The sequence below is a fragment of the Streptomyces sp. HUAS YS2 genome (assembly GCF_033343995.1).
GTDB lineage: Bacteria > Actinomycetota > Actinomycetes > Streptomycetales > Streptomycetaceae > Streptomyces > Streptomyces solicathayae.
The window spans coordinates 2609794-2632021 of record NZ_CP137573.1 but is presented as its reverse complement, the minus strand read 5'-3'; the positions used below and the strand labels follow the sequence as shown (position 1 = coordinate 2632021).

At 71.7% G+C, this 22228-nt stretch carries 23 protein-coding genes; 10 read left to right on the top strand and 13 right to left on the bottom strand.

Translation table 11 applies throughout. The features are described 5' to 3' along the window. Positions 1-140: 140 nt before the first annotated feature. Positions 141-533, top strand: coding sequence for an SCO5389 family protein (locus tag R2D22_RS11745; protein ID WP_318103042.1), 393 nt, complete (start codon positions 141-143; stop codon positions 531-533). 173 nt (positions 534-706) lie between these two features. Here the strand turns inward: R2D22_RS11745 and R2D22_RS11740 are convergent, their stop codons facing one another. Continuing rightward, on the bottom strand, positions 707-1741 hold the full coding sequence (locus R2D22_RS11740) for an LLM class flavin-dependent oxidoreductase (RefSeq protein WP_318103041.1): 1035 nt from the start codon (positions 1739-1741) through the stop codon (positions 707-709). Positions 1742-1940: 199 nt separating this feature from the next. On the opposite strand from R2D22_RS11740, the gene R2D22_RS11735 reads away from it, so the two are divergent. Continuing rightward, positions 1941-2270 carry an ATP/GTP-binding protein gene (locus R2D22_RS11735; RefSeq protein WP_318103040.1) on the top strand — a complete coding sequence of 110 codons (330 nt, stop codon included), beginning with the start codon at positions 1941-1943 and terminating at the stop codon, positions 2268-2270. A gap of 51 nt (positions 2271-2321) precedes the next feature. Here R2D22_RS11735 and R2D22_RS11730 read toward each other — a convergent pair whose 3' ends face one another. The 3 genes from R2D22_RS11730 to R2D22_RS11720 all read right to left on the bottom strand — a co-directional run bounded on the left by R2D22_RS11730 (position 2322) and on the right by R2D22_RS11720 (position 5232). After that, positions 2322-3149 (bottom strand): ABC transporter permease, encoded by an 828-nt coding sequence (locus R2D22_RS11730; protein ID WP_318103039.1) that lies wholly within the window; start codon positions 3147-3149, stop codon positions 2322-2324. Continuing rightward, positions 3146-4243, bottom strand: coding sequence for an ABC transporter ATP-binding protein (locus R2D22_RS11725; protein WP_318103038.1), 1098 nt, complete (start codon positions 4241-4243; stop codon positions 3146-3148). Before R2D22_RS11725 ends, R2D22_RS11730 begins: the two co-directional genes overlap by 4 nt. Before the next feature lie 89 nt (positions 4244-4332). Continuing rightward, positions 4333-5232, bottom strand: coding sequence for a hypothetical protein (locus R2D22_RS11720; RefSeq protein ID WP_318103037.1), 900 nt, complete (start codon positions 5230-5232; stop codon positions 4333-4335). Positions 5233-5500: 268 nt separating this feature from the next. Between R2D22_RS11720 and R2D22_RS11715 the strand changes: the two genes are divergently transcribed. Then, complete coding sequence (locus R2D22_RS11715; RefSeq protein ID WP_318103036.1) at positions 5501-6385, top strand: hypothetical protein; 885 nt, start codon at positions 5501-5503, stop codon at positions 6383-6385. 63 nt (positions 6386-6448) lie between these two features. Here the strand turns inward: R2D22_RS11715 and R2D22_RS11710 are convergent, their stop codons facing one another. The 5 genes from R2D22_RS11710 to mce form a co-directional block, all read right to left on the bottom strand. Further along, entirely contained in the window at positions 6449-7228 is a 780-nt protein-coding gene (locus tag R2D22_RS11710) for an ABC transporter permease (RefSeq protein WP_318103035.1), read from the bottom strand. A 3-nt stretch (positions 7229-7231) separates the two neighbouring features. After that, on the bottom strand, positions 7232-8212 hold the full coding sequence (locus R2D22_RS11705; RefSeq protein ID WP_318103034.1) for an ABC transporter ATP-binding protein: 981 nt from the start codon (positions 8210-8212) through the stop codon (positions 7232-7234). Positions 8213-8295: 83 nt separating this feature from the next. Beyond that, positions 8296-9234 (bottom strand): coiled-coil domain-containing protein, encoded by a 939-nt coding sequence (locus tag R2D22_RS11700; protein ID WP_158990544.1) that lies wholly within the window; start codon positions 9232-9234, stop codon positions 8296-8298. 114 nt (positions 9235-9348) lie between these two features. After that, positions 9349-13437 carry a polarized growth protein Scy gene (scy, locus tag R2D22_RS11695; protein ID WP_318103033.1) on the bottom strand — a complete coding sequence of 1363 codons (4089 nt, stop codon included), beginning with the start codon at positions 13435-13437 and terminating at the stop codon, positions 9349-9351. A gap of 208 nt (positions 13438-13645) precedes the next feature. Continuing rightward, positions 13646-14086 (bottom strand): methylmalonyl-CoA epimerase, encoded by a 441-nt coding sequence (gene mce, locus R2D22_RS11690; RefSeq protein ID WP_318103032.1) that lies wholly within the window; start codon positions 14084-14086, stop codon positions 13646-13648. A gap of 137 nt (positions 14087-14223) precedes the next feature. Between mce and R2D22_RS11685 the strand changes: the two genes are divergently transcribed. Together R2D22_RS11685 and meaB are read left to right on the top strand one after the other, a co-directional pair. Further along, positions 14224-15426, top strand: coding sequence for an acetyl-CoA C-acetyltransferase (locus R2D22_RS11685; protein WP_318103031.1), 1203 nt, complete (start codon positions 14224-14226; stop codon positions 15424-15426). 48 nt (positions 15427-15474) lie between these two features. Continuing rightward, a complete protein-coding gene (meaB, locus tag R2D22_RS11680; protein ID WP_318103030.1) occupies positions 15475-16431 on the top strand; it encodes a methylmalonyl Co-A mutase-associated GTPase MeaB in 957 nt (318 codons plus the stop codon). 184 nt (positions 16432-16615) lie between these two features. Here meaB and R2D22_RS11675 read toward each other — a convergent pair whose 3' ends face one another. The 4 genes from R2D22_RS11675 to R2D22_RS11660 all read right to left on the bottom strand — a co-directional run bounded on the left by R2D22_RS11675 (position 16616) and on the right by R2D22_RS11660 (position 19274). Continuing rightward, on the bottom strand, positions 16616-17092 hold the full coding sequence (locus R2D22_RS11675) for a MarR family winged helix-turn-helix transcriptional regulator (RefSeq protein WP_318103029.1): 477 nt from the start codon (positions 17090-17092) through the stop codon (positions 16616-16618). 120 nt (positions 17093-17212) lie between these two features. Then, positions 17213-17989 (bottom strand): AIM24 family protein, encoded by a 777-nt coding sequence (locus tag R2D22_RS11670; RefSeq protein WP_318103028.1) that lies wholly within the window; start codon positions 17987-17989, stop codon positions 17213-17215. Next, the gene (locus tag R2D22_RS11665) at positions 17986-18636 is read right to left on the bottom strand and encodes an AIM24 family protein (protein ID WP_318103027.1); all 651 of its coding nucleotides are present in this window, start codon (positions 18634-18636) and stop codon (positions 17986-17988) included. Before R2D22_RS11665 ends, R2D22_RS11670 begins: the two co-directional genes overlap by 4 nt. Then, a complete protein-coding gene (locus R2D22_RS11660; protein ID WP_318103026.1) occupies positions 18636-19274 on the bottom strand; it encodes an AIM24 family protein in 639 nt (212 codons plus the stop codon). Before R2D22_RS11660 ends, R2D22_RS11665 begins: the two co-directional genes overlap by 1 nt. A gap of 103 nt (positions 19275-19377) precedes the next feature. Between R2D22_RS11660 and R2D22_RS11655 the strand changes: the two genes are divergently transcribed. The 5 genes from R2D22_RS11655 to R2D22_RS11635 all read left to right on the top strand — a co-directional run bounded on the left by R2D22_RS11655 (position 19378) and on the right by R2D22_RS11635 (position 22168). Continuing rightward, entirely contained in the window at positions 19378-19722 is a 345-nt protein-coding gene (locus R2D22_RS11655; RefSeq protein ID WP_318103025.1) for a DUF3817 domain-containing protein, read from the top strand. Continuing rightward, positions 19719-20015, top strand: a complete 297-nt coding sequence (locus R2D22_RS11650; protein ID WP_318103024.1) for an MTH1187 family thiamine-binding protein — start codon at positions 19719-19721, stop codon at positions 20013-20015. Before R2D22_RS11655 ends, R2D22_RS11650 begins: the two co-directional genes overlap by 4 nt. Before the next feature lie 154 nt (positions 20016-20169). Next, entirely contained in the window at positions 20170-20856 is a 687-nt protein-coding gene (locus R2D22_RS11645) for a hypothetical protein (RefSeq protein WP_318103023.1), read from the top strand. Beyond that, a complete protein-coding gene (locus R2D22_RS11640; RefSeq protein WP_318103022.1) occupies positions 20853-21536 on the top strand; it encodes a DUF4166 domain-containing protein in 684 nt (227 codons plus the stop codon). The genes R2D22_RS11645 and R2D22_RS11640 overlap by 4 nt, the downstream gene beginning before the upstream one ends. Beyond that, the gene (locus tag R2D22_RS11635; RefSeq protein WP_318103021.1) at positions 21533-22168 is read left to right on the top strand and encodes a TetR/AcrR family transcriptional regulator; all 636 of its coding nucleotides are present in this window, start codon (positions 21533-21535) and stop codon (positions 22166-22168) included. The genes R2D22_RS11640 and R2D22_RS11635 overlap by 4 nt, the downstream gene beginning before the upstream one ends. Positions 22169-22228 lie beyond the last annotated feature (60 nt).

Here is a 22228-nt window from a genome sequence, read left to right as displayed (position 1 = left end):
CCAATCTCCTGGTGCGGTCAGGACACCACGCTTACCGTGGATGCAGGAGGTCGCCGCCCGTGCACTCTGCGTTGCGTACGGGGGTCCTCCGTCCCTGCCCGTAAGACCCCGCTCCGGGCGGGGTCGCGAGAGGAGAACCCATGTCGCTCGACGTCTCACCGGCGCTGTTGGAACAGGCCGAGCGAGGCGAGGTCGACGAAGCCGACTTCGTCGACTGCGTCCGGACCTCCCTGCCCTACGCGTGGGAGATGATCAGCTCTCTGGTGGCACAGCTGAAGGTCGACGGCGGAGAGTTCGCCGACAACCAGACGCCGCCGCCGAGCGAGCAGGCACGTGGCCAGCTGCTGCGTGCGCTGGCGAGTGACGCGATCCGTGGTGCGCTCCAGCGGCACTTCGGGGTGCGTCTCGCCTTCCAGAACTGCCACCGCGTGGCGGTCTTCCCGCTGGACGCCTCGGCGGACGAGCGGCTCGCCCGCTTCACTTCCGTACGGGGGCAGCTGCTCAACCAGTCGCCGGAACTGCGCGACTGCTGATGTCTTGTGCTGCCGCTCCCTCACCGGGGGAGGTCCCGACGGGGGAGATCCGTCCGGTGTCGGAGCGGCGGCATTCGTCTTCCCGCACGGGAGAGCGGTCCTCGGGTCGGCTGCGGCGCTCAGGTCGGCTGTGGTGCTCAGGCCGGCTGCGGTGCTCAGGCCGGCCGGGGCTCTCAGGTCAGCTGGGGCAGGACCTCCGCGCCCAGCCGCCGTACGTTCTCCTCCGTCGCCGCCAGGTCGCCGGAGCCCTCCGCGAGCAGCGCGAACCGGGTGATGCCGGTCCGCTCGGCGGTCGCCGCGAGACGGTCGGCCGCGAGGCGGGGCGTGCCCACCGGGTGCAGTCCGCACAGCAGCTCCGTGTACGCCACCGGGTCCCGCATCGACCGGTACCGGCCGTCCACGGTCACATGCGCGTCGAGCCCCTGCTTCAGCCAGCCGGGCATCGCCTTCAGCAGCGTCTCCGCGGCGTCAGCCGTGCGTTCCGCGAGCTGCACGACCCCGGCCGAGACATGGCCGCGCCCGATCCGTTCGACCTCCCCGGCACTGCGGCCGGCGTCCCGCGCGAAGCGGCGCCAAGCGGCGACCATCTCCGCCTTGTCCTCGTCCCCGCAGTGCATCCCGAGCAGCATCGGCAGCCCGCGCTCGGCGGCCAGCCGCACGCTGTTCGGCGAGGTGCAGGCGACGACGACCTCCGGCCCGTCCTCGCCGCCGACCGCCTCGTCCGCCCGCGGCACGACCGCCACCTCGCGGAACGCGTACCGCTCGCCGTCCGCCCCGACCCGGGGCTCGCTCAGCCAGCGGAGCAGCAGGTCCAGCGACTCCGGGAAGCCCCGGTCGTACGCCGCGAGCCCCGCGCCGAAGACCTCCAGGTCCACCCACGGCCCGCCCCGGCCCACGCCCAGCGTGAACCGGCCGCCGGAGGTGAGATGGAGCAGCGCCGCCTGCTCGCCGAGGGCCACAGGATGGGCCGTCGGCAGCACGCTCACCGCCGTGCCGACCCGGATCCGCCGGGTCCGCCCGAGCAGCAGCGCGGCAAGTGTGACGGCGGACGGGCACACGCCGTACGGGACGAAGTGGTGCTCGGCCAGCCAGACCGAGTCCAGCCCGGACTCCTCGGCCGTCTCGGCCGTGCGCACCGCCCGGTGCAACGCCTCCCCGGGACCCTGCCCCGGGAACTGGGCGGCCAGAACAAACGTACCCACGCGCATCGCCTTATGCCTCCTCGCGGCCGACGCGGTTCTCCCCCTCGTAACTGCATCAACGTCTGACACGTGCCAAAGGCAACGGCCGCGCGGGAAGTTGTTGCGATTTTCCGGTAACCCGGCCGTCCGGGTGGGCCGGAGCGGCCGGCGGCGGCCCGTACGCTGGAGGGAATCGTCCGCCGTCCCCTGCCCTGTGAGGTGTTCCGTGTCCCCGCGTCGCAACCGCTCCAAAGGCGGCGAGAATCCGGCAGCTCAGCAGGGCGAGGCGGGCGACCGGTACGGCGGTGCGCAGCGCACCGAGTCGTGGCAGGGCGAGGAGTGGAACGTCCGGCACGTGGCGGGCGCGAGTGCGCCGGGCAAGCGGTACCGCTGCCCCGGCTGCGACCAGGAGATCCCGCCCGGCGCGCCGCACGTGGTGGCGTGGCCGGAGTACGGGGGAGTGGACGACCGGCGGCACTGGCACAAGGCCTGCTGGAACGCGAAGGACCGCCGCACCACGAGGGTGCAGCGGTCCCGCAGCGCACCGCGCCACTGAGCCCGGGGGGCGTACGTCCCGGGTCAGACGCCCCGCGCCGGACGCGCCGGGTCAGACGTCCCGGCTCTGCAGCGCCGCGTACGCCCCGCCGAACGCGAGCGCCGTGACGGCGACGAGGATCCCGACCGGCTCCCAGCCCGCCGGGCCGTCGGTGCCGAGCGGCGGGACGTCGGCGTACAGCGCGAGCATCTGCGAGGGGATCGCGTAGGTGAAGAGCGCTTCCTGAACGTCCTTCAGGGGCTCCGAGAACATGAACAGCGCCGCCACCAGCGGGAGCAGCAGCAGTCCGATCATGATGGTGATGGCGCCGGCCGAGTGCCGGATCACCGCGCCCACCGCGAGCGCGAGCAGGCCCAGCGTGGCGACGTAGAAGCCGGCCCCGACGGTGGCGCGCAGCCACGCCGAGGCGCTCGGCTCGGGGCCGCCGATCATCGCGTACTGCGCCACGGCGACCAGGGTCGCGGTGACGGTGGTGATCGCGAAGACCAGCAGGAAGAAGACGATCGCCTTGGCGATCAGCACCCGGCCGCGGCTCGGGCAGGCGGTCAGCGTGGTGCGGATCATGCCGGTGCCGTACTCGGAGGCGATGGTCAGCACGCCGAGCGTGATCACGCAGATCGAACCGGGCAGCATGCCGAAGAAGCCGAGCCCGAGGGCGGGCTCGTTCTCCGGGTCGACGCCGGAGGCGGCGACGATCGCGCCGACGCCGAGGCCGATCGAGAGCATCAGCAGCACGAGCACGCCCAGCGTCCACAGGGTGGAGCGGACGGACCGGATCTTGGTCCACTCGGAGGCCAGCGCGTCGCCGAGGTGGGCCCGGCGGACCGGGATGGGGGAGACGTACGAGGCGCTGCCCTGCTGCGCGTACGGGGTGGTCATCGGGCGTCCTCGGGGTGGTCGTCGGTCCGCTTCGCGCTCGGGTCGGTCGCGTACGGGTTCTGTCCGGGCGGGGGCGGGGCGTACCAGCCCTGCTGCGGCACGTCGGGGACGACCGGGGCCGGCGGCGGGGTGTGCCCGTACGCGGGCTGCGGCGGCTGGAGGCCGGCCAGCTGGTCCTCGGTGGACCGGTAGTCGACGGCGCCCTGGGTCAGCCGCATGTACGCCTCCTCCAGGGACGCCTGGTGCGGCGAGAGCTCCCAGAGGCGTACGTCCGCGCCGTGCGCCAGGTCGCTGATCCGCGGCAGCGGCAGGCCGGTCACCCGCAGCGCGCCGTCCCGCTCGGACAGCACCTGCCCGCCGGCCTCGGTCAGCGCGGCGGTCAGCTTCTCGCGCTGCTCGGGGGCGTCCTGGGGGGTGCGCACCCGGGCGAAGTCCGCGGAGTTGGCCGAGATGAAGGCCGGGACGGTCATGTCCGCGAGGAGCTGGCCGCGGCCGATCACGATCAGATGGTCGGCGGTCAGCGCCATCTCGCTCATCAGGTGACTGGACACGAACACCGTCCGCCCCTCGGCGGCGAGCTTCTTCATGAGGTTGCGCACCCAGAGGATCCCCTCGGGGTCGAGCCCGTTGACCGGCTCGTCGAACAGCAGCACCTGCGGGTCCCCGAGCAGCGCGGCCGCGATGCCGAGCCGCTGCCCCATGCCGAGCGAGAACCCCTTGGACCGCCGCCGCGCCACGTCCTGCAGCCCGACGACCCCGAGCACCTCGTCCACCCGCTGCGCCGGGATACCGGCCAGCTGCGCGAGCGACAGCAGGTGATTGCGCGCACTCCGCCCGCCGTGCACGGCCTTCGCGTCGAGCAGCGCCCCGACCTGCCGCGGCGCGTTGGGCAGCTGCCGGTAGGGGTGCCCGCCGATGGTTACCGAGCCGGAGGTGGGGTTGTCGAGCCCGAGGATCATGCGCATCGTCGTCGACTTCCCGGACCCGTTGGGCCCCAGAAAGCCGGTGACGGCCCCCGGCCGCACCTGGAAGGAAAGGTTGTACACGGCCGTCTTGTCGCCGTAGCGCTTCGTCAGGCCGACTGCCTCGATCATTCTCCAGCCCCATCGACAGGTCAGGTCGGTATCGGGGCAGTGGCCCTCGGCCCAAGGCCCCCGTACGAGTGAGGAGCCTATCGGTGCCTTTACGGTTCCGCGGAAGCCCGAACCGGCAGGGATCCGGACAGCGGCGGCAGATCGTCGTACAGCCGGACCGTCGGCGAGCCGTCCACGTAGGGCAGGAAATCGGTCTGCGGCAGCACCCAGCCCTCCTTGCCGAAGATCCTGGTGCCCTGTTCCCGGACCTCCCGATCGGCGCCGGCGCGCGCGACCCAGGAGACGGGGTCCGGCCCCAGCAGCTCGCGCAGTCGCGCGGAGCCGGCGAGCAGCTCGGCGAGCAGCTCCGACTGGTCGCCCCCGCCGGGGTGGGGCCGCCCGTCGGGCCGGGCGAGCACACCGTGTGCGCTGAAGTAGATGTACGCGCCGCCCAGCCGCTCCCCGGAAGGCATGGTCATGTCGAACGCGTCGCCGGGCAGGATGGCCCGCTGGTAGTCGGGGAACTCGGTGTCGTCGACGGCCTTCAGCTGCTGTGCGTCCAGCCAGGCCACCACCAGCGTCGACTCGGCCTGCGGGTCGATGTACGGCGTGCCCGCGACGTAGCCCGCCGGGCTGATGTGGCCGGAGCAGCCGACTCCGATGCCGCGGACCCGTACCGGGACCATCGGCACGGTAGTCGGGAGGTTCATCCGGGACAGCTTGTGACTGACCTGGCCGGGGGAGGCGTTGGACCCGACCGCGATCACCGGGTGACGGCGGCCGGTGGGCGCCTGCCCCAGCCGCGACAGGGTCTCGTCGAGCCGGCGGCGCTCCCGCTCCTGGGCCTCCTCGACGTACCAGTCGCCCAGCCTCATCGGGCGCACGCCCAGCTGCAGCAGAACGTCCCCGTTGAGGAGAGAGGGCTCGGTGGCGGGTCGGCCGGGATAGGTGAGCGGCTGGACGGCCGGCACACCGTCCAGGCCGAGCGCTCGGAGACTGCGGTCCTTCACGATGGGCCCCTCGGGTTGGTCGTGCGGCGGCAGAACCTTCCCTGGCAGATCTACCCCCGTCGAGCCTACGGGACCCTCTCCCCGGTTCTGCCGTCACGCCGCGGAGTCGGGCAGAATACTGCTGAGTACGACTCAATTTCTTTGGGGGAGAAGAAAGTTGATGTGGGTGCCAGGGTGGTTCGGGAGAACTCGGCCGCACCCGAGATACCGGACCTCAGTTCGATGGTGGATCGCCGAGCGACCCGTTCACGTGCTGATGCTGATGGCCTTGGGCGCCCTGCTGACCCTGGCCCTGGTGATCACCGTCGTCTGGACGCTGACGGAGCGGTCCCCACGCAGTGTCAGGGACCGGTTCGCCGACGTCGAAGGCCTGCTCAACGGCACCCTCACGGCCCTGCGGGCCTGCGTCGGCACCGACAACCTCGCTCCGCACCCGGACAGCATCGTGCAGCAGCTGCTGGCCACGCTCGCCTCGGTAACCGGGGCGATGGTCCCCGCCGTGGTGCTCGGCATCGTCCTGATCAAGTTGTTCGCCCTTCGGCCGTTCATCTGGCGCAAGCGGGCCAGCATCTCGCACGCCTGGTCCGCCGACTTCCCCGGCTACGCACGCGAGCACGTCGACAGCGACGACGCGATCATCGCCGTGCGCTTCTACAACCACCTCGACAACCTCTCGGTCGTCGACCTGCGGGCCCGCGTCCATCTGCGCTACCTGGAGCTGTCGCCCCACGACGGCAGCCTGGTCGTCTACAAGAAGTGGCTGAAGGTCCTCGACGAGAAGGGCGAGCCGGCCGACGAGCGGTCCTGGCTGGCCGTGGAGCGCGGCGCCCCGTTCACCGTATGGATCCCGGTGGACGCCCCGGTGGCCGCCCTGCCGGTCAAGGAGATCCAGGGCAAGGACCTGAGCCGGTCGGTCGGCGCGAAGCTGCTCGTGCGGCTCACCGCCCGGACGGTGGGTCTGGGCACCGAGGTGGTCGACGAGCGCTGGTTCGACCTCGACGGGGACGACTTCGAGCGCGGTCGGTTCGTGCCGCTGGAGCCGGACATGAACACCGATGTCTGGGCCTGGCACGGCTGGGCGCGGTTCGACGAGCTCCTCGACGAGGGGGCGCCGCCGCTGCCGGCGCCCCGGACGTCCGAGCCCAGTCCGTAAGGGACGAACAGGCGTCGCGCCGCGTCGCTCGGGCGTCTTCGTTCCGCCCCCGGGCGGCTTCCCTCAGGCGTCGCGTTTCTTCATGACCAGGTAGCCGCCCAGGAGGGCCGCCGCGACCCAGAGGAGCATGATGCCGAGGCCGCCCCAGGGGCCGTAGGGGGCTTCCTCCTGGTTCATGGCGTCGGGGAGGACCTGCATGATCTTGGAGCCGGCCTGGTCGGGGAAGTACAGGGCCACCTCTTTGGCCTTCGGGACCGCGGAGAGGATCTGGGAGACCAGGAAGAAGAAGGGGACCAGGATCCCGAGGGAGAGCATCGAGGAGCGGAGCATCGTGGCCACGCCCATCGAGAACAGCGCGATCAGGCCCATGTAGAGGCCGCCGCCGACCACCGCGCGCAGCACGTTGTCCGCGCCGAGGGTCGTGCGGTGTTCGCCGAGAAGGGCCTGGCCGAGGAAGAAGGACAGGAAGCTGGTCAGCATGCCGACGACCAGCGCCAGCGTGCCCGCCACCGCGATCTTGCTGAACAGGAACGTGGCCCGTTGCGGAACCGCCGCGAGGGAGGTGCGGATCATGCCGGAGGAGTACTCCGTGCCGACCACCAGGACGCCGAAGACCACCATCGCCAGCTGCCCGAGCACCATCCCGGAGAAGCTGACGAAGGTCGGGTCGAAGGTGGCCCGTTCCGCCTCGGAGAGGTCGTCGAAGGTGGACCTCAGCAGCGCGCACAGCGCCGCGCTCATCGCCACCGTCACCAGCAGCGCGCTCGCCAGCGTCCAGGTCGTGGAGGAGACCGTACGGATCTTGGTCCACTCGGACTGCAGGACCGCGGGTACCGATGCCATCGTTCAGGCCCCCTTGCCCTGGTAGCTCTCGCCCCAGCGGGGACTCTGCCGCGCGCTGCCGGTGTCGCCGTGCACGTCCGTGCCGTGCGCGTGGTACTCCACCGCGCTCGCCGTCATCTGCATGAACGCCTCCTCCAGGGAGGCGCGCTGGGCGCTCAGTTCATGGAGGACCAGATGGTGCTGGGCGGCCAGCTCGCCCAGCTGCTCCGTGCTCGCGCCGTCCACCTCCAGGGTGCCGCTGCCGGCCTCGACCGGACGGAATCCGTTCTCGTGCAGCACATCCCGCAGACGTTCCCGTTGCGGGGAGCGCAAGCGCACATAACTTCGGGAATTCTGATGGATGAAATCGGCCATCGACGTGTCGGCGAGCAGCTTCCCCTGCCCGATCACGATCAAGTGATCCGCGGTCAGCGCCATTTCGCTCATCAGATGGCTGGATACGAAGATCGTCCGGCCTTCCGCGGCCAGCGCCTTCATCAGATTGCGGATCCAGTGAATTCCCTCGGGGTCCAGACCATTGACGGGTTCGTCGAACATCAGGATCTCGGGATCCCCGAGCAACGCCGACGCGATGCCGAGCCGCTGGCCCATACCGAGCGAGAACCCCTTCACCTTCTTTTTCGCCACCGCCGTCAGACCGACCAGATCCAGCACCTCGCCGACCCGGGCGGCCGGAATACGATTCGACTGGGCGAGGCAGAGAAGGTTGTTGTACGCGCTCCGGCCGCCGTGCATCGCCTTGGCGTCCAGCAGCGCACCGATGTACTTCAGGGGCTCCTCGAGCTCCCGGTAGTGCCGTCCGTCGATCCGGACCGTCCCGCTCGTCGGGTTGTCCAGATCGAGCATCATCCGCATCGTCGTCGACTTGCCCGCCCCGTTCGGCCCCAGGAAACCGGTGACCACACCGGGCCGCACCTGGAAGGAGAGCTGGTCGACCGCCGTCTTCGTCCCGAACCTCTTCGTCAGCCCCTCGAGCTCGATCATGCGTACCAAGCTAAGGGCGCGAAAAACCCCCCGCCACCGGAGTGACGGAGGGCTTTCGGCGCCGTACTTGCTACCGCGACAGGTCAGCGGGTCTGCTGTGCCGGGACGCCGCGGGTCGCCGGCTCGTCGTCGATCGGCGAACCCGCCGCGGCGACGGCCGCGCCGGTCAGCGTGGCCAGCATCTCGCGGACGTTCGTCAGCTGGGCGTTGATGGAGTCGCGGCGGTTCGTCAGCGCGGCGAGCTCGCGCTCCGATTCGCTGCGGATCCGGTCGGCCTTGGCGTTCGCGTCGGCCACGATGTCCTCGGCCTGGCGCTGCGCGGTCTCCACCGTCTGGCGGGCCCGGCGCTCCGCGTCCGTGCGCAGCTTCTCGGCCTCGAGGCGAAGCTGCTCGGCGCGGTGCTCGATCTCGGCGAGGCGCTTCTCGGCCTTGGCCTGACGGGAGGCCAGGTCGCGCTCCGACTGCTCGCGGCGCTTGGCCAGGTTCGTCTCGAAGTCCGCGGCCGCCTGGGCGGCCTTGGCGCGGGTCTCCTCGAAGAGGGCGTCCGCCTCCTCACGCTTCGACTGCGCGTCCTTCTGCGCCTCGGCACGCAGCGAGTTGGCCTCGCCCTGCGCCTTCTCGACGATCCGGACGCCCTCGTCCTCGGCCTTCGCCTTCCGCTCGGCGGCGAACGACTCGGCGTCGTTGCGCACCTGCTGGGCGGCCGACTCGGCCAGCTCGCGGTGCTGCTCGGCGGCGCGACGGGCCTCCTCGCGCAGGTCCTTCGCCTCCTCCTCGGCGAGACGGAGGATCTTCTCGACGCGGGCGCCGAGGCCGGCGTACGACGGCTCGGCGTCGGTCACCTGCGCCTGGGCGTTCTGCGTCTCGAGGTGCAGCTCCTCGATGCGCTTCTCGAGAGAGGTGATCCGGGCCAGAGCACTGTCACGGTCGGCGACGAGCTTGGTAATGCGGTCGTCCACCTGACCGCGGTCGTAACCACGCCGCACGAGCTCGAAGCCGAAGGGGGAGGATGTGTCGCTCATGGGGTTCCTGTCGAATGAGACCGGTGAGGTGTTAGGGGGAATCCTAGGGGTCCGAGCGGCGTGTCATCGAGCGTATGCCCGTTTGATCTGGAGAATGTCCAGCCTTTTGAGTGGCTAGCCCTCCGAGGACTTGCCACTCGAACGGGTGGCCCCTGCCGAAGCGGCCGCCTTGACGTCATCCTTCGCGCCGGCGTTCCTCGAGCCGCCCGCCGGAGCCTCGAAAGACTCCAACGCCTCCAGAACGTCCTGGACACGGGAGATCTCGGCATTGATGTCCTCGCGCCTGCGCACCAGCACATCCAGCTCACGCTGACCGTCGGAGATCATCTTCTCCGATTCGCGCTCCGCTTCCGCCTTGATCCTTTCCGCCTCGCCGACCAGCGAGGCCTTCTTCTGCTCGGCCTCCTTGAGCAGCGCCTCGGCCTTGCGCACCGCCGCGATGCGGACCTTGCTCGCCTCCGAACTCGCGTCGGACAGCAGCTCCTTGGCCTTCTCCTCGGCCTCGGCGCGCTGCTCGGTCGCGGCCTTCACCAGCTTGTCGACACGCTCGCCGGCCGTCTTCATCTGCTCGGCCGTCTCGCGCCGCGCCCGCTCGTGCAGCTCCTCGATCTCGCCCTCGACCCGGGCCCGCAGCTCCTCGCCGCGTTCCCTTATGGCCGTCGCGTCGCTGCGCGCCCCGACCAGCAGCTCGTCCGCGTCCGTACGGGCCTTCTCCACCAGCGAGTTGCCCTCGACGGTCGCCTCGGCGACGATCCGCTCGGCCTCCTTGCGGGCCGCCCCGACCATCGTGTCCGCCTGCGTCTCCGCCTCGGTGGTGGCGCGCAGCGCCTCCTCTTGGGCCTTGGCGATGAGCTGGTCGGCCTGCTCGGCCGCGTCCGAACGCTTCTTGGCGCCGGCCTCGCGGGCCTCGTCCAGCGTCCGGTCCGCCTCGGACCGCGCCTCCGAGCGCATCTGCTCGGCGGCCGCCTCCGCGTCCGCCTTGGCCCGCTCCGCCTCGGCGCGGATCCGCTCCGCCGCCTGCTGAGCCTGGCCCACCGTCTCGGCGGCCTCGGCCCGCAGCCGCTCCGCCTCGTCGGTCGCCTCGGTCGCGATCCGCTCGGCCTCCGCGGTCGCCTCGCCGATGAGCTGGTCGGCCTGCTCGGCGGCGTCCGCACGGCGCTTGTCCGCGGTCTGCCGGGCCTCGTCGAGGACCTGCTCGGCATCGGCCAGGGCCGCCGCCCGCAGCGCCTCGGCGTGCGCCTCGCCGTCCGCCCTGACCTGCTCCGCCTCGGCCCGCAGCCGCTGTGCGTCCTGCTCCGCCGCCGCCCGCAGCTCCGCCGCCTCGGCGGCGATCCGCTCGGCCTCGGCGGTCGCCTCGCCGATGAGCTGGTCTGCCTGCTCCGCCGCGTCCGAGCGGCGCTTGTCCGCCGCCTGGCGCGCCTCGTCGAGGGTCTGCTCGCCCTCCGCACGCGCCGCCGTCAGCAGCTCGCCCGCCTCGGAACGGATCCGGTTCGCGTCCTCCCGGGCCTCCGCCTTCGTGCGCGCCGCGTCCTGCTCGGCCTGCGCCAGCGACTCCGTCGCCTCGGTACGGATCCGCTGCGCGTACTCCGCGGTGTCCGACTTCAGCTTCTCCGACTCGGAGATCGCGTCCGCGACCGTCCGCTCGGCCAGCGACGCGGCGGCCTCCGCCTCCTCCGTCGCCCGGGCCCGGATCCGGTTCGCGTCCTCGGTGGCCCGCTCCCGCTCCTCGTACGCGTCGGCGCGGACCCGGTCCGCCTCCTCCTGCGCCTCGGTCCGGGTGCGCTCCGCCGCGTGCTCGGCCGCGCTGCGCAGCCCGGAGACCTCCTCCTCGGCCTGCTCCCGCAGCCCCGAGACGGAGTCCCGCACCTCCTGCGCGGTCTGCTCGGCGGCCGTGACCATGTCGGTCGCGCGCGCGTCGGCCTCCTCGACCAGCCGCTGCGCCTCGGCCTGCGCCTCCTCCACCCGCTTGCGGGCGGAGGCCAGCAGTTCCTCGCTCTGCTCACGGGCCTGCGCCCGCTCGCCGTCGGCCTCGGTACGGGCCGACGCCAGCGTCTCCTCGGCCTCCCGGCGCCGCCGGTTGGCCTCCTCCTGCGCCGCGGACAGCGCCTCGGCGGCCTCCGCCGCGACCCGCTCGGCCGCGGCCGCCGCCTCGGCCCGTACCCGGTCCGCGGTCTCCTGGGCCTCCGACTTCAGCCGCTCGGCCTCCGCGGACGCCTCGGTGCGCAGCCGTGCCGCCGCGTTCTCGGCCTCGGCGCGCGCCGTCGACGCGTCCGACGACGCCTCCGCGCGCAGCCGTTCGGCCTCCTGCTCCGCCTGCGCCTGGAGCGTACGGATCCGCTCCGCCGCCTCGGTGCGCAGCCGCTCCGTCTCCTCCGCGGCCTCGCGGCGGAGACGCTCGCCCTCCACACGGGCCTCGCCGAGCTCCCGCTCGGTGTTCTCCACCCGGGTCTCGGCCTCGGCGTGCAGCCGGGTCAGCTCCTCGGCCGCCTCGGCCCGCCGCGCTGCCGCCGCCCGCGCGGCCTCCTCGCGGGTCTCCGCCGCGTCCCGGTCGGCCGCCGCCTTGACCGACTCGGCCTGCTCCTCGGCCTCGGCACGCAGCCGCTCGGCCTCGGCACGGGTCCGCTCCAGCGTCTCCTCGGCCTGCGTGCGCAGCGTCTGGGCGCGCTCGACCGCCTCGGCCTTGACCCGCTCGCTCTCCGCGCTCGCCCCGGCCCGCAGCTCCGCCGCGTCGGCCTTCGTCTTGGTCAGCAGTTCCTCGGCGCTCTTCGCCGACTCCTCGATCTGCTGGACCGCCTCGCGCCGGGCCTCACCACGGATCTTCTCGCCCTCGGCGATCGCCTCGGCCCGCAGCTGCTCGGCCTCGCCGCGCAGCCGGCGCGCCTCCTCCTGCAGCTCGACCGTCTTGGCGCGGTACTCCTTGGTGTCGTCCTTCGCCGAACCGAGCAGCTCGTCCGCCTGCTCCTCGGCCTGCGAACGCAGCCTGTCCGCCTCGGTCTCGGCCTCGCGGCGGATCCGCTCGGCCTCCTCGGACGCCTTGCGGGTGGTCTCCCGGGCGTCGTCGGACGCCTTGGTCAGCACCTCCTCGGCGCTGCGCGCGGCCTTCGCCAGGGCCGCCGCGGAATCCTCGGCGGCGGTGCTCCGGGCCTTCTCCGAGGCCTCCGCGACCAGCTTCTCGGCCTCCGCGCGGGCCTCGCGGAGCTTGTCCTCGGCATCCGCCTTGAGAGTCTCCGCCTCCTTGGTCGCCTCGCCGACGAGCCGGGCCACCTGCTCCTTGGCCGTACGGGTGCGCTGCTCGTTGGCCGCCTCGGCCGACGACAGCTGCTTGGCCGCCGCCTCCTTGGCCTCGGCCAGGGCCTTCTCGGCCTCCACCCGCGCCTCGCGGAGCCTGAGGTCCGCCTCCTGCGCACGTGCCTCGGCGGCCCGGGACATCTCCGTGGCCTGCTGGCGGGCCTGCTCCGCCTCCGCGGCCGTCGACGAGCGCAGCTGCTCGGCGTGGCTGGTGGCCTCCTGGGCCTGCGTGGACGCCGCGTTGAGCAGCCGCTCCGCGTCCTTGCGGGCGCGCAGCAGCAGCGCCTCGGCCTCGGCGCGGGCGTTCTCCGCGTCGGCGGTGAGCCGCTGACGGGCCTCCTCGGCGAGCCGGGCGGCCTCCGCGCGGGCGGCGGCGAGCGACTGCTCGGCCTCCGCGCGGGACTCCTCCATCAGCCGGCGGGCCTGGGACTCCGTACGGGCACGCAGCTGCTCGGCCCAGGCGACGTTCTCGTTGACGTGCGACTCGACGGTCTGCCGGCGCTCGGCCAGCTCCTGGTCGAGCCGCTGCCGGCGCTGCACCGCCTCGGCGTGCAGCTCCGCCTGGAGCCGCGCCTGGTGCTCGGCGTGCTCCTGGAGGATCCGCTGCGTCTGGGCCCGGGCGTCACGCAGCTCGCGCTCCGCGTCCGAGCGCATCTGATCGGCCTGGATCTGCGCGTTCCGCAGCAGCTGCTCGGCCTGATAGCCGATGTCGGCGTTGTCGTACGCGGGCCGGGAGGCGATCGCGCGACGCGCCTCGTGCAGCTTGGCACGCAAGACCTCGACCTGGTAACCGAGGTCCTCGGCGTGCTGGACGGCCTTCTCCCGCTCGGTCTTCAGCCGCTCCATCTCGGCTTCGAACCGCGAGAGATGGTCGTCTTCAGCTCGGTGGCTCTCCTGGCGTTCGTAGCCCCGCACTGCGCGGTCCCATCCTTCCCCGAGCTCTTCGAGCAGGGGAGACCCCAACCCTGGTCGCGATATCACCTGCGTGAACCGTTCCCCGGCGAACGGCCCCCCGGGAAATGGTGGCAGATCGGATACCCCGACTTCGACGGCCGCGCAGGACGCGGCCCCCGACCGGCCCCGGCCCGGAGCCGCCCACTCTACCGGGCCAGGAATCCGGAGGTCAGTGCTCCGCTGAGGCGGGGTCAGCCGACGTGACCAGTTCCGTCAGCACACCGTGGCAGTCCTTCGGGTGCAGGAAGGTGATCCTGGACCCCATCGAGCCGATCCGGGGCTCGTCGTACAGAACCCGCACACCCTTTTCACGGATGGCCGCCGCGTCCCCGTCGACGTCCGCCGTGCCGAAGGCGATGTGGTGCACACCCTCGCCGTTCTTGGCCAGCCACTTGCCCACCGCGGAGTCCTCGCGGGTGGGCTCCAGGAGCTGGAGGTACGAGGCCCCGCCGTCAGAGGTGTCATTGATCTTGAGCATGGCCTCGCGGACGCCCTGCTCCTCGTTGACCTCGGAGTGGAAGACCTCGAAACCGTACGTGGCACGGTAGAACTCGACGGTCTTGTCGAGGTCGAAACAGGCGATCCCGATGTGGTCGATACGCGTCAGCATTCCTCCAGTGCAGCGCCTGCACCCTGGTTACGCAACGTGCGCGCCGTCACACCGGATGGCCGGTGACCTCGTGCACCGGCGCTCAGTACATTGGCGGTAAACCCTCGTTCACCTCTCATCCCAAGGGGCTGTGCCTCATGTCTGGAACGACCGGTACCACGTCAGTGATCGTCGCGGGCGCGCGTACGCCCATGGGACGGCTGCTCGGCTCTCTCAAGTCCTTCTCGGGCGCCGACCTCGGCGGCTTCGCCATCAAGGCCGCCCTGGACCGCGCCGGCATCGGCGGCGACCAGGTGCAGTACGTGATCATGGGCCAGGTGCTGCAGGCCGGCGCGGGCCAGATCCCGGCCCGCCAGGCCGCCGTCAAGGCGGGCATCCCCATGAACGTCCCGGCGCTCACCATCAACAAGGTGTGTCTCTCCGGCCTGGACGCCATCGCGCTGGCCGACCAGCTGATCCGCGCCGGCGAGTTCGACATCGTCGTGGCCGGCGGCCAGGAGTCCATGACCAACGCCCCGCACCTGCTGCCGAAGTCCCGCGAGGGCTTCAAGTACGGCGCGATCGAGATGCTCGACGCGATGGCGTACGACGGTCTCACCGACGCCTTCGAGAACGTCGCCATGGGCGAGTCCACGGAGAAGCACAACACCCGCCTCGGCATCCAGCGCCCGGAGCAGGACGAGATCGCCGCGCTGTCGCACCAGCGCGCCGCCGCCGCGCAGAAGAACGGCATCTTCGAGGCCGAGATCACCCCGATCGAGATCCCGCAGCGCAAGGGCGACCCGGTCGTCTTCGCGAAGGACGAGGGCGTCCGCGCCGAGACGACCGTCGAGTCCCTCGGCAAGCTCCGCCCGGCGTTCGCCAAGGACGGCACCATCACCGCCGGCACGTCCTCGCAGATCTCCGACGGCGCCGCCGCCGTCGTCGTGATGAGCAAGGCGAAGGCCGAGGAGCTCGGCCTGGAGTGGATCGCCGAGATCGGCGCCCACGGCAACGTCGCCGGCCCGGACAACTCGCTGCAGTCGCAGCCGTCCAACGCGATCCAGCACGCCCTCAAGAAGGAGGGCCTGGCCGTCGAGGACCTCGACCTCATCGAGATCAACGAGGCCTTCGCGGCCGTCGCCGTCCAGTCCATGAAGGACCTCGGCGTCACCCCGGAAAAGGTGAACGTCAACGGCGGCGCCATCGCGCTCGGCCACCCGATCGGCATGTCCGGCGCCCGCGTGGTGCTGCACCTGGCCCTCGAGCTCAAGCGGCGCGGCGGCGGCGTCGGCGCGGCCGCGCTGTGCGGCGGCGGCGGCCAGGGCGACGCGCTGATCGTCCGCGTCCCCGGCAAGTAAGTCCCGGCGAGAATTCGTCACGCGCGTCACGTAAGGAGCAGCGAGCACATGGTGGACGTCCCCGCACTGGTCGCCCAGGCACGGGAGGGCCGGCCGCGCGCCGTGGCCCGGCTGATCTCGCTCGTGGAGGGGGCGTCCCCGCAGCTGCGCGAGGTGATGGCCACGCTGGCCCCGCTCACGGGCAGGGCGTACGTGGTCGGCCTGACCGGCTCGCCCGGCGTCGGCAAGTCCACGTCGACCTCGGCGCTGGTCACCGCCTACCGCAAGGCCGGCAAGCGGGTCGGCGTCCTGGCCGTCGACCCGTCGTCGCCGTTCAGCGGCGGCGCGCTGCTCGGCGACCGGGTCCGGATGTCGGAGCACGCCTCCGACCCCGGCGTCTACATCCGCTCCATGGCCACCCGCGGCCACCTGGGCGGGCTCGCCTGGTCCGCGCCGCAGGCGATTCGCGTCCTCGACGCGGCCGGCTGCGACGTGATCCTGGTCGAGACCGTCGGCGTCGGACAGTCGGAGGTGGAGATCGCCTCCCAGGCCGACACCAGCGTGGTCCTGCTGGCCCCGGGCATGGGCGACGGCATCCAGGCCGCCAAGGCGGGCATCCTGGAGATCGGCGACGTGTACGTGGTCAACAAGGCGGACCGGGACGGCGCGGACGCGACGGCCCGCGAGCTCAACCACATGCTCGGCCTGGGCGAGTCCCGCGGCCCGGGCGACTGGCGGCCGCCGATCGTGAAGACGGTCGCGGCGCGCGCCGAGGGCGTGGACGAGCTGGTCGAGGCGCTGGAGAAGCACCGCGCCTGGATGGAGGAGCACGGCGTGCTCGCCGAGCGGCGCGCCCGGCGGGCGGCGAACGAGGTCGAGACGATCGCGGTGACCCGGCTGCGGGAGCGGATCGGCGACCTGCACGGCGACCGCCGTCTCGACACGCTCGCGCAGCGCATCGTCGCGGGCGAGCTGGACCCGTACGCGGCGGCCGACGAGCTCGTGGCGGGCCTGACGGGCAACTGAAGCCCGATACGGACGCCCACGGGACCGCCTACGGACGCCCACGGGACCGCCTACGGACGCCCACGGGGACCCGCCTACGGACGCCCACAGCTCCCGTAGACCCCCAAGGCGCCCACGGACGCGGAAGGCCCCTGTGCACCGCACAGGGGCCCTTCCGCACGTACGACGTGCTCGCGACAGTCCGCTACGGCTTGCCGCGTACTCCGCGCAGCTGCTCGGCCACCGGCTTCAGGGACTCGTGCAGGTCCGTGAGCGCCTCGCCGGTCAGCAGGTCGACGAAGTGCTTGCGCACCGATTCCACGTGGTGCGGCGCGACCTTGCGCATGGTGTCCATGCCGTGGTCGGTCAGCACCGCGTACAGCCCGCGCCGGTCCGACTCGCAGTTCTCCCGGCGCACCAGCCCGGCGTTCTCCATGCGGGTGATCTGGTGCGAGAGCCTGCTCTTGGACTGCAGGGTCGCGGCGGCGAGATCGCTCATGCGCAGGCGCTGGTCGGGCGCCTCGGAGAGATTGACGAGGATCTCGTAGTCGTTCATCGTCAGCCCGAAGGGCTGCAGATCCCTCTCCATCTGGTACGTCAGCATTCTGTTGACGTCCAGGTACGTGCGCCAGGCGCACTGTTCGGCGTCGGTGAGCCAGCGGGTGGCCGTCTCGGTCTCCATATGTGGATTCTACCTAAGAAGTTGAATACTGGACGAACTGTGGGAGTGTGACGCCGCGCACCCGGCCCCCCGGCCTTCGGGCGCAGACGTTCGAGAGCGTCACACTCCGCAGACTACCGCTCACAGGCCGAAGCGACGCTGGAGGTCCCCCAGCTGTCCGGGAAGGCGCGGTACGCCCGCGGCCGGGCCCTGGCCGGAACCGTGCCCCCCGGGGACGCCGGCCTGGTGCGGGACCTCGCCCGTCGCCCGCTCCGGCATCAGCATCTCGGTCGACTGGAGCAGGACCGTGCCCGCGCCCACGAACTCGAACTGGTGCTCCTCGCCGGAGGCGCCGCCGAGGCCCGTCAGGGCCCGTACGCCGCCCATCACCCCGGTCATGTAGCCGTGGTCGTAGTGGTGGCAGGGGGACGGGCAGTCCGCCCAGCCGACCAGGGCCTGCGGGTCCACCCGCAGCGGCGGCTCCATGAAGACCACCGGGCCGTTGGAGGCCGCGACGAACTTGCCGGTGCCGATCAGCGTGACGAAGCCCGGCACGATCGACTGCTTCATTGCCAGCGACGGCTGGAACGCGAGCAGGTTGCCCGAACGGATCGTCAGGTTGCCGTTGTCCAGGTCGAACGAGTTGACGTCGAAGGCGCGGTCCGCGAGCAGCATCTTGCCGCTGCCCTCCGCGACCACCCAGTCGCTGGCGTGCAGGGGCGAGTGGAAGGACGTACGGACCAGCCGGTCCAGCCGGCCGTGCCCGATGCCGTTGAAGTCCATCCGCCCGTAGTAGGCGATCATCTTGCCCTTCTGCAGGAACCACTGGGAGCCCTTGAGCTCCACGCAGAAGGTGTACGGGTTGACGTTGTCGTCCGACGGCAGGGTCGCCGGGTCGAAGACCACAGGGCCGGTCACAGCTTCTCCTCCGAGGCCTGGACGTACACCGCTCCGGTGCCGGTCAGCTCCAGTTGGAAGGCCTCGCCGGAGCCGCGGCCCACCATGTCGCGCCAGCCGAGGGCGGTGGACAGCTTGTTCCGTACGTCGCCGTGGTGGGCGACGTACGCCTGAGGGTCCACGTGGACCGGGCGGCCGGGGCTGATCGGCAGTTCGATCACGCCACCGTGGGCCATCACGGCGACCTCGCCGCGGCCCTTCAGGGTCGTGGTGAACAGGCCCTGGCCGGTGACCTGGCCGCGGACCATGCCCATGACCCCGCCCTGCGAGCCCATGAACATCGTGCCCTGCTCCAGGGAGCCGTCGAAGGCGAGCAGGCGGTCGGCCTCGACGTACAGGGTGTCGCCGGTCAGCCGGATCACCTGGATGTGGTGGCCGCCGTGCCCGAACATCACGGTGCCGCTGCCCTCCACGGTCATCAGCGGCGTCGCCTCGTTCGCCACCCGGCGGCCGATCATCGACATCACGCCGCCCTGGCCGCCGACGATGTTCGGCGTGAAAGCGACCTCGCCGCGGTAGGCCAGCATCGCTCCGCGCTGGCTGAACATGCGCTGTCCGGGGACCACCTGGGCCTCGACCATCTTCGAGTTGACCTCACGGAACGGCATTACACGTCACCCCCGATCGTGTTCCGCTCGCTCGGCTGGACGTACACCAGGCCGTCGCCCTCGAAGCGGATCTGGAACGCCTCGCCGCCTCCCTCGCCCAGGAAGGTGCGGAAGGTCACCCCGGACTGGAAGCTCTGCTGGAGGTTGCCCTGGTGAGCGACGTACGCGCCCGGGTCGACCGACAGCGGGTAGTCGCGGCTCACGCGGAGCACCACCGCCGGCCCGTCGGACATGATCGCGGCCTGGCCGGTGCCCTCCACCGTGGTGGTGAAGAGTCCGTTGCCGGTCGCGCCGCCGCGCAGGCCGGTGAAGGAGGTGCCGGTGCGCAGCCCGGCGTCGGTGCAGAGCAGGTTGCTCGCCTCGACCCAGAGCTTGTCGCCGTGCAGGTTCACCAGGTTGATCTCGGAGGCCCGGTCGGCGAACCAGCAGGTGCCCTGCCCGCGCACCTCCATGACCTCCATCTGCTCGCCGGTGAGTCGGCGGGTCACCATGCCGCGCAGGCCCTCACCGCCGCCGGACATCTTCTTGAACGCCATCTGGCCGTCGTAGGCGACCATCGAGCCGTTCTTCGCCTTGACGGCGTCGCCGGACATGTCGACGGCGAGCACCTTGCTGCCTTGGAGTCGGAACGTAGCCACCCCGAGAAGGTACTGGGCCCCCGGACAAAGAGACAGCAAAGTCGGCTGTCACAATGGACACGCCCTTGTGCATCCATTCACAAGATCAAACGAAGGTGCCCCCGTGGACATCAAGACCGCCGCCTCCCTCCACCGTCTCCGACTCGTCTCCGCGCCGGAGGCCGTCTCGTTCCTCCTGCTGCTGGTCTGCTCGGTGCTCAAGCGCACCACGGACTTCAACGCGGTGCCGGTGATGGGTGCGATCCACGGCATCCTCTTCGTTCTCTACGTGCTGTTCTGGCTGGACGCCTGGAACCGCACCAAGTGGAGCTTCAAGACCGCCGCCGTCTACTTCGTCCTCTCGGTGCTGCCGTTCGGTGGCTTCTTCGCCGAGCGCAAGCTCAAGCGCGAGGCCGAGGACGCCGTGATCGCCACCCGCGCCCGCAAGGAGGGCGTGGTCAACGCATGATCGTCGCCTTCTCCGTGACCCCGCTCGGCGTGGGCGAGGAGGTCGGCGAGTACGTCGCCGACGCCGTGCGCGTCGTCCGGGAGTCGGGGCTGCCGAACCGCACCGATGCGATGTTCACCTCGATCGAGGGGGAGTGGGACGAGGTGATGGACGTCGTGAAGCGCGCCGTCGCCGCCGTCGAGGCGCGCGCGCCGCGGGTCTCCGTCGTCCTCAAGGCCGACATCCGGCCCGGCGTCACGGGCGGTCTCACCTCCAAGGTGGCGACGATGGAGCGGCATCTCGCCGACGGCTGAGCACCGGAGCGCCGAAGCACCGAAGCACGTACGAGCCCCCGGTCCTGATGGGCCGGGGGCTTTGTCGTGCCCGCTGGTTGAGCGACTGCTCAAAATCCGCTACCTTCCCGTTGAGCGGTCGCTCAAAAGGGGCGCCGAGCTGGGGGGACAGGGCATGGGCCTCTACATAGAGACGCACGTCCGCGCGGACCTGGAGACGCTCTGGGAGCGCACCCAGGAACCGGCGGAGCATCAGCGGTGGGACCTTCGGTTCACCGAGATCGACTATCTGCCGCGCACCGAGGGCGAACCCCAGCGGTTCCGGTACGCCACCCGCGTGCTGCCCTTCCTGACCGTCGCCGGCACCGGTGTCTCCGCGGGGGAGCGCCACCGGGCCGGCGGCGACCGGGTCTCCGCACTGCGGTTCGCCTCGCCGCATCCGCTGTCGCTGCTCGCGGAGGGCAGCGGGTACTGGCGTTACGTCCCCGGCCCCGAGGGCGTGCGGTTCCTCACCGGGTACGACTACCGGCCGCGCTGGGGCCGCCTCGGCCGCGCCGCCGACCGGCTCGTCTTCCGCCCCCTGATGGGCTGGGCGACGGCCTGGTCCTTCGACCGGCTGCGCCTGTGGTGCGAGCACGGCATCACCCCGGAACGCTCCCGCACCCACTGGCAGCTCGAACTCGCCGCCCGCGCCCTGCTCGTGGCCGCCGCGGCGGTCTGGGGCCCGGTGGCGCTGATCGTCGTGGCCGCCGCCCTCCTCGTACCGCCCTCGTCCCGGACGCCCGCCGCGCGGCGCTGTCTGCGGACCCCGCCCGCCCGTACCGCCGCGCCGCGGCTTCTCGCCACCCTGGAGCAGGCATGACCTCGATCTTCCGTGCCGCCATGGGGGACGCCGCGTTCGGGCGGCTGCACCCGCAGCTCCAGCGGCGGTTCACCGTCGGGCTCGACAGTGGCGAGGCCTGCACCGGGCGGGGCGTCATGGACCGGATCTGGCACGGACCGGCGTTCGTGAAGCCGTTCCTGGCGCTCGGCGGGCTGCGGCACATCCTCGTGCCGCGCACCGGTCGCGACGTGCCCTTCACCATCGAGAACGTGCCGTACACCGACTCGTACGGCCGCGAGACCGTCACCTTCGTACGGACCTTCGCGCTGCCCGGCGGCCCGCGCCGCTTCGACGCCACCATGGTGTTCAGCCCGGAGCGCGACTGCGTCCTCGACTACCTCGGGACCCACCAGCACCTCGCCACCGATCTGCACATGTCCGCGGAGCCGGACGGCTCGCTGCTGATCCGGTCCGGCGAACACCGTTTCCGTGAGGGCCGGCTGGACGCCCGGGTGCCCGAACTCCTCGGCGGCGAGGCGGAGGTGAGGGAGTCGTACGACGAGGCCGCCGGCCGCTTCCGGATCCGGGTCCGGGTCGTGAACCGGTACGTCGGGCCGCTGTTCGGCTACGAGGGCTCGTTCACCGCCGAGTACCACGACGTACGCTCCCACGGGGTGCGCGCCGGGCTGCGCCCCGTGCGCGAGGAGGTGCGGGCGTGAGCCAGGAGACCAAGGACAAGCTGCTCGAAGGGGCCCTGCGGACCCTGACCGAGCAGGGCATCGCCAAGACGTCCGCGCGGTCCGTCGCCGCGGCCGCCGGCGTCAACCAGGCCTTGGTCTTCTACCACTTCGGCTCCGTCGACGAGCTGCTCGCCGCGGCCTGCCGGTACGGCTCCGAGCAGCGGGTCGCCCTGTACCGCGACCGGCTCCGCAGCGTCGACAGCCTCACCGGGCTGCTCGCCGTCGGCCGCGAGATCCACGCCGAGGAGCGTGCCGCCGGCCATGTCGCGGTGCTCGGCCAGCTGCTCGCCGGGGCGCAGACCCAGCCGCGGCTCGCCCCGGCCACCGCCGCCGGGCTCGACCTGTGGATCGCCGAGATCGAGCAGGTCCTCAGGCGGGTGCTCGACGCCAGCCCGGTCGGCGAGTTCGCCGACCCCGCCGGGCTGGCCCGCGCCGTCGCCGCGTCCTTCGTCGGCATGGAGCTGTACGAGGGGGTGGACCCGGCCGGCGCGGAGGCGGCCCTCGTCGCGCTCGAACAGCTCGGTGCGCTGATGGCGGCGGTCGACGAGCTGGGGCCCGTCGCCCAGAAGGCGGTCCGCTACACCTTGCGCCGGCGAAACCCCGTGGGCTGAAAACCCCTCACTCGGACGCCTCCAGTCGACACATTGCCGAAACTCCCTTTCTGTGGGGAT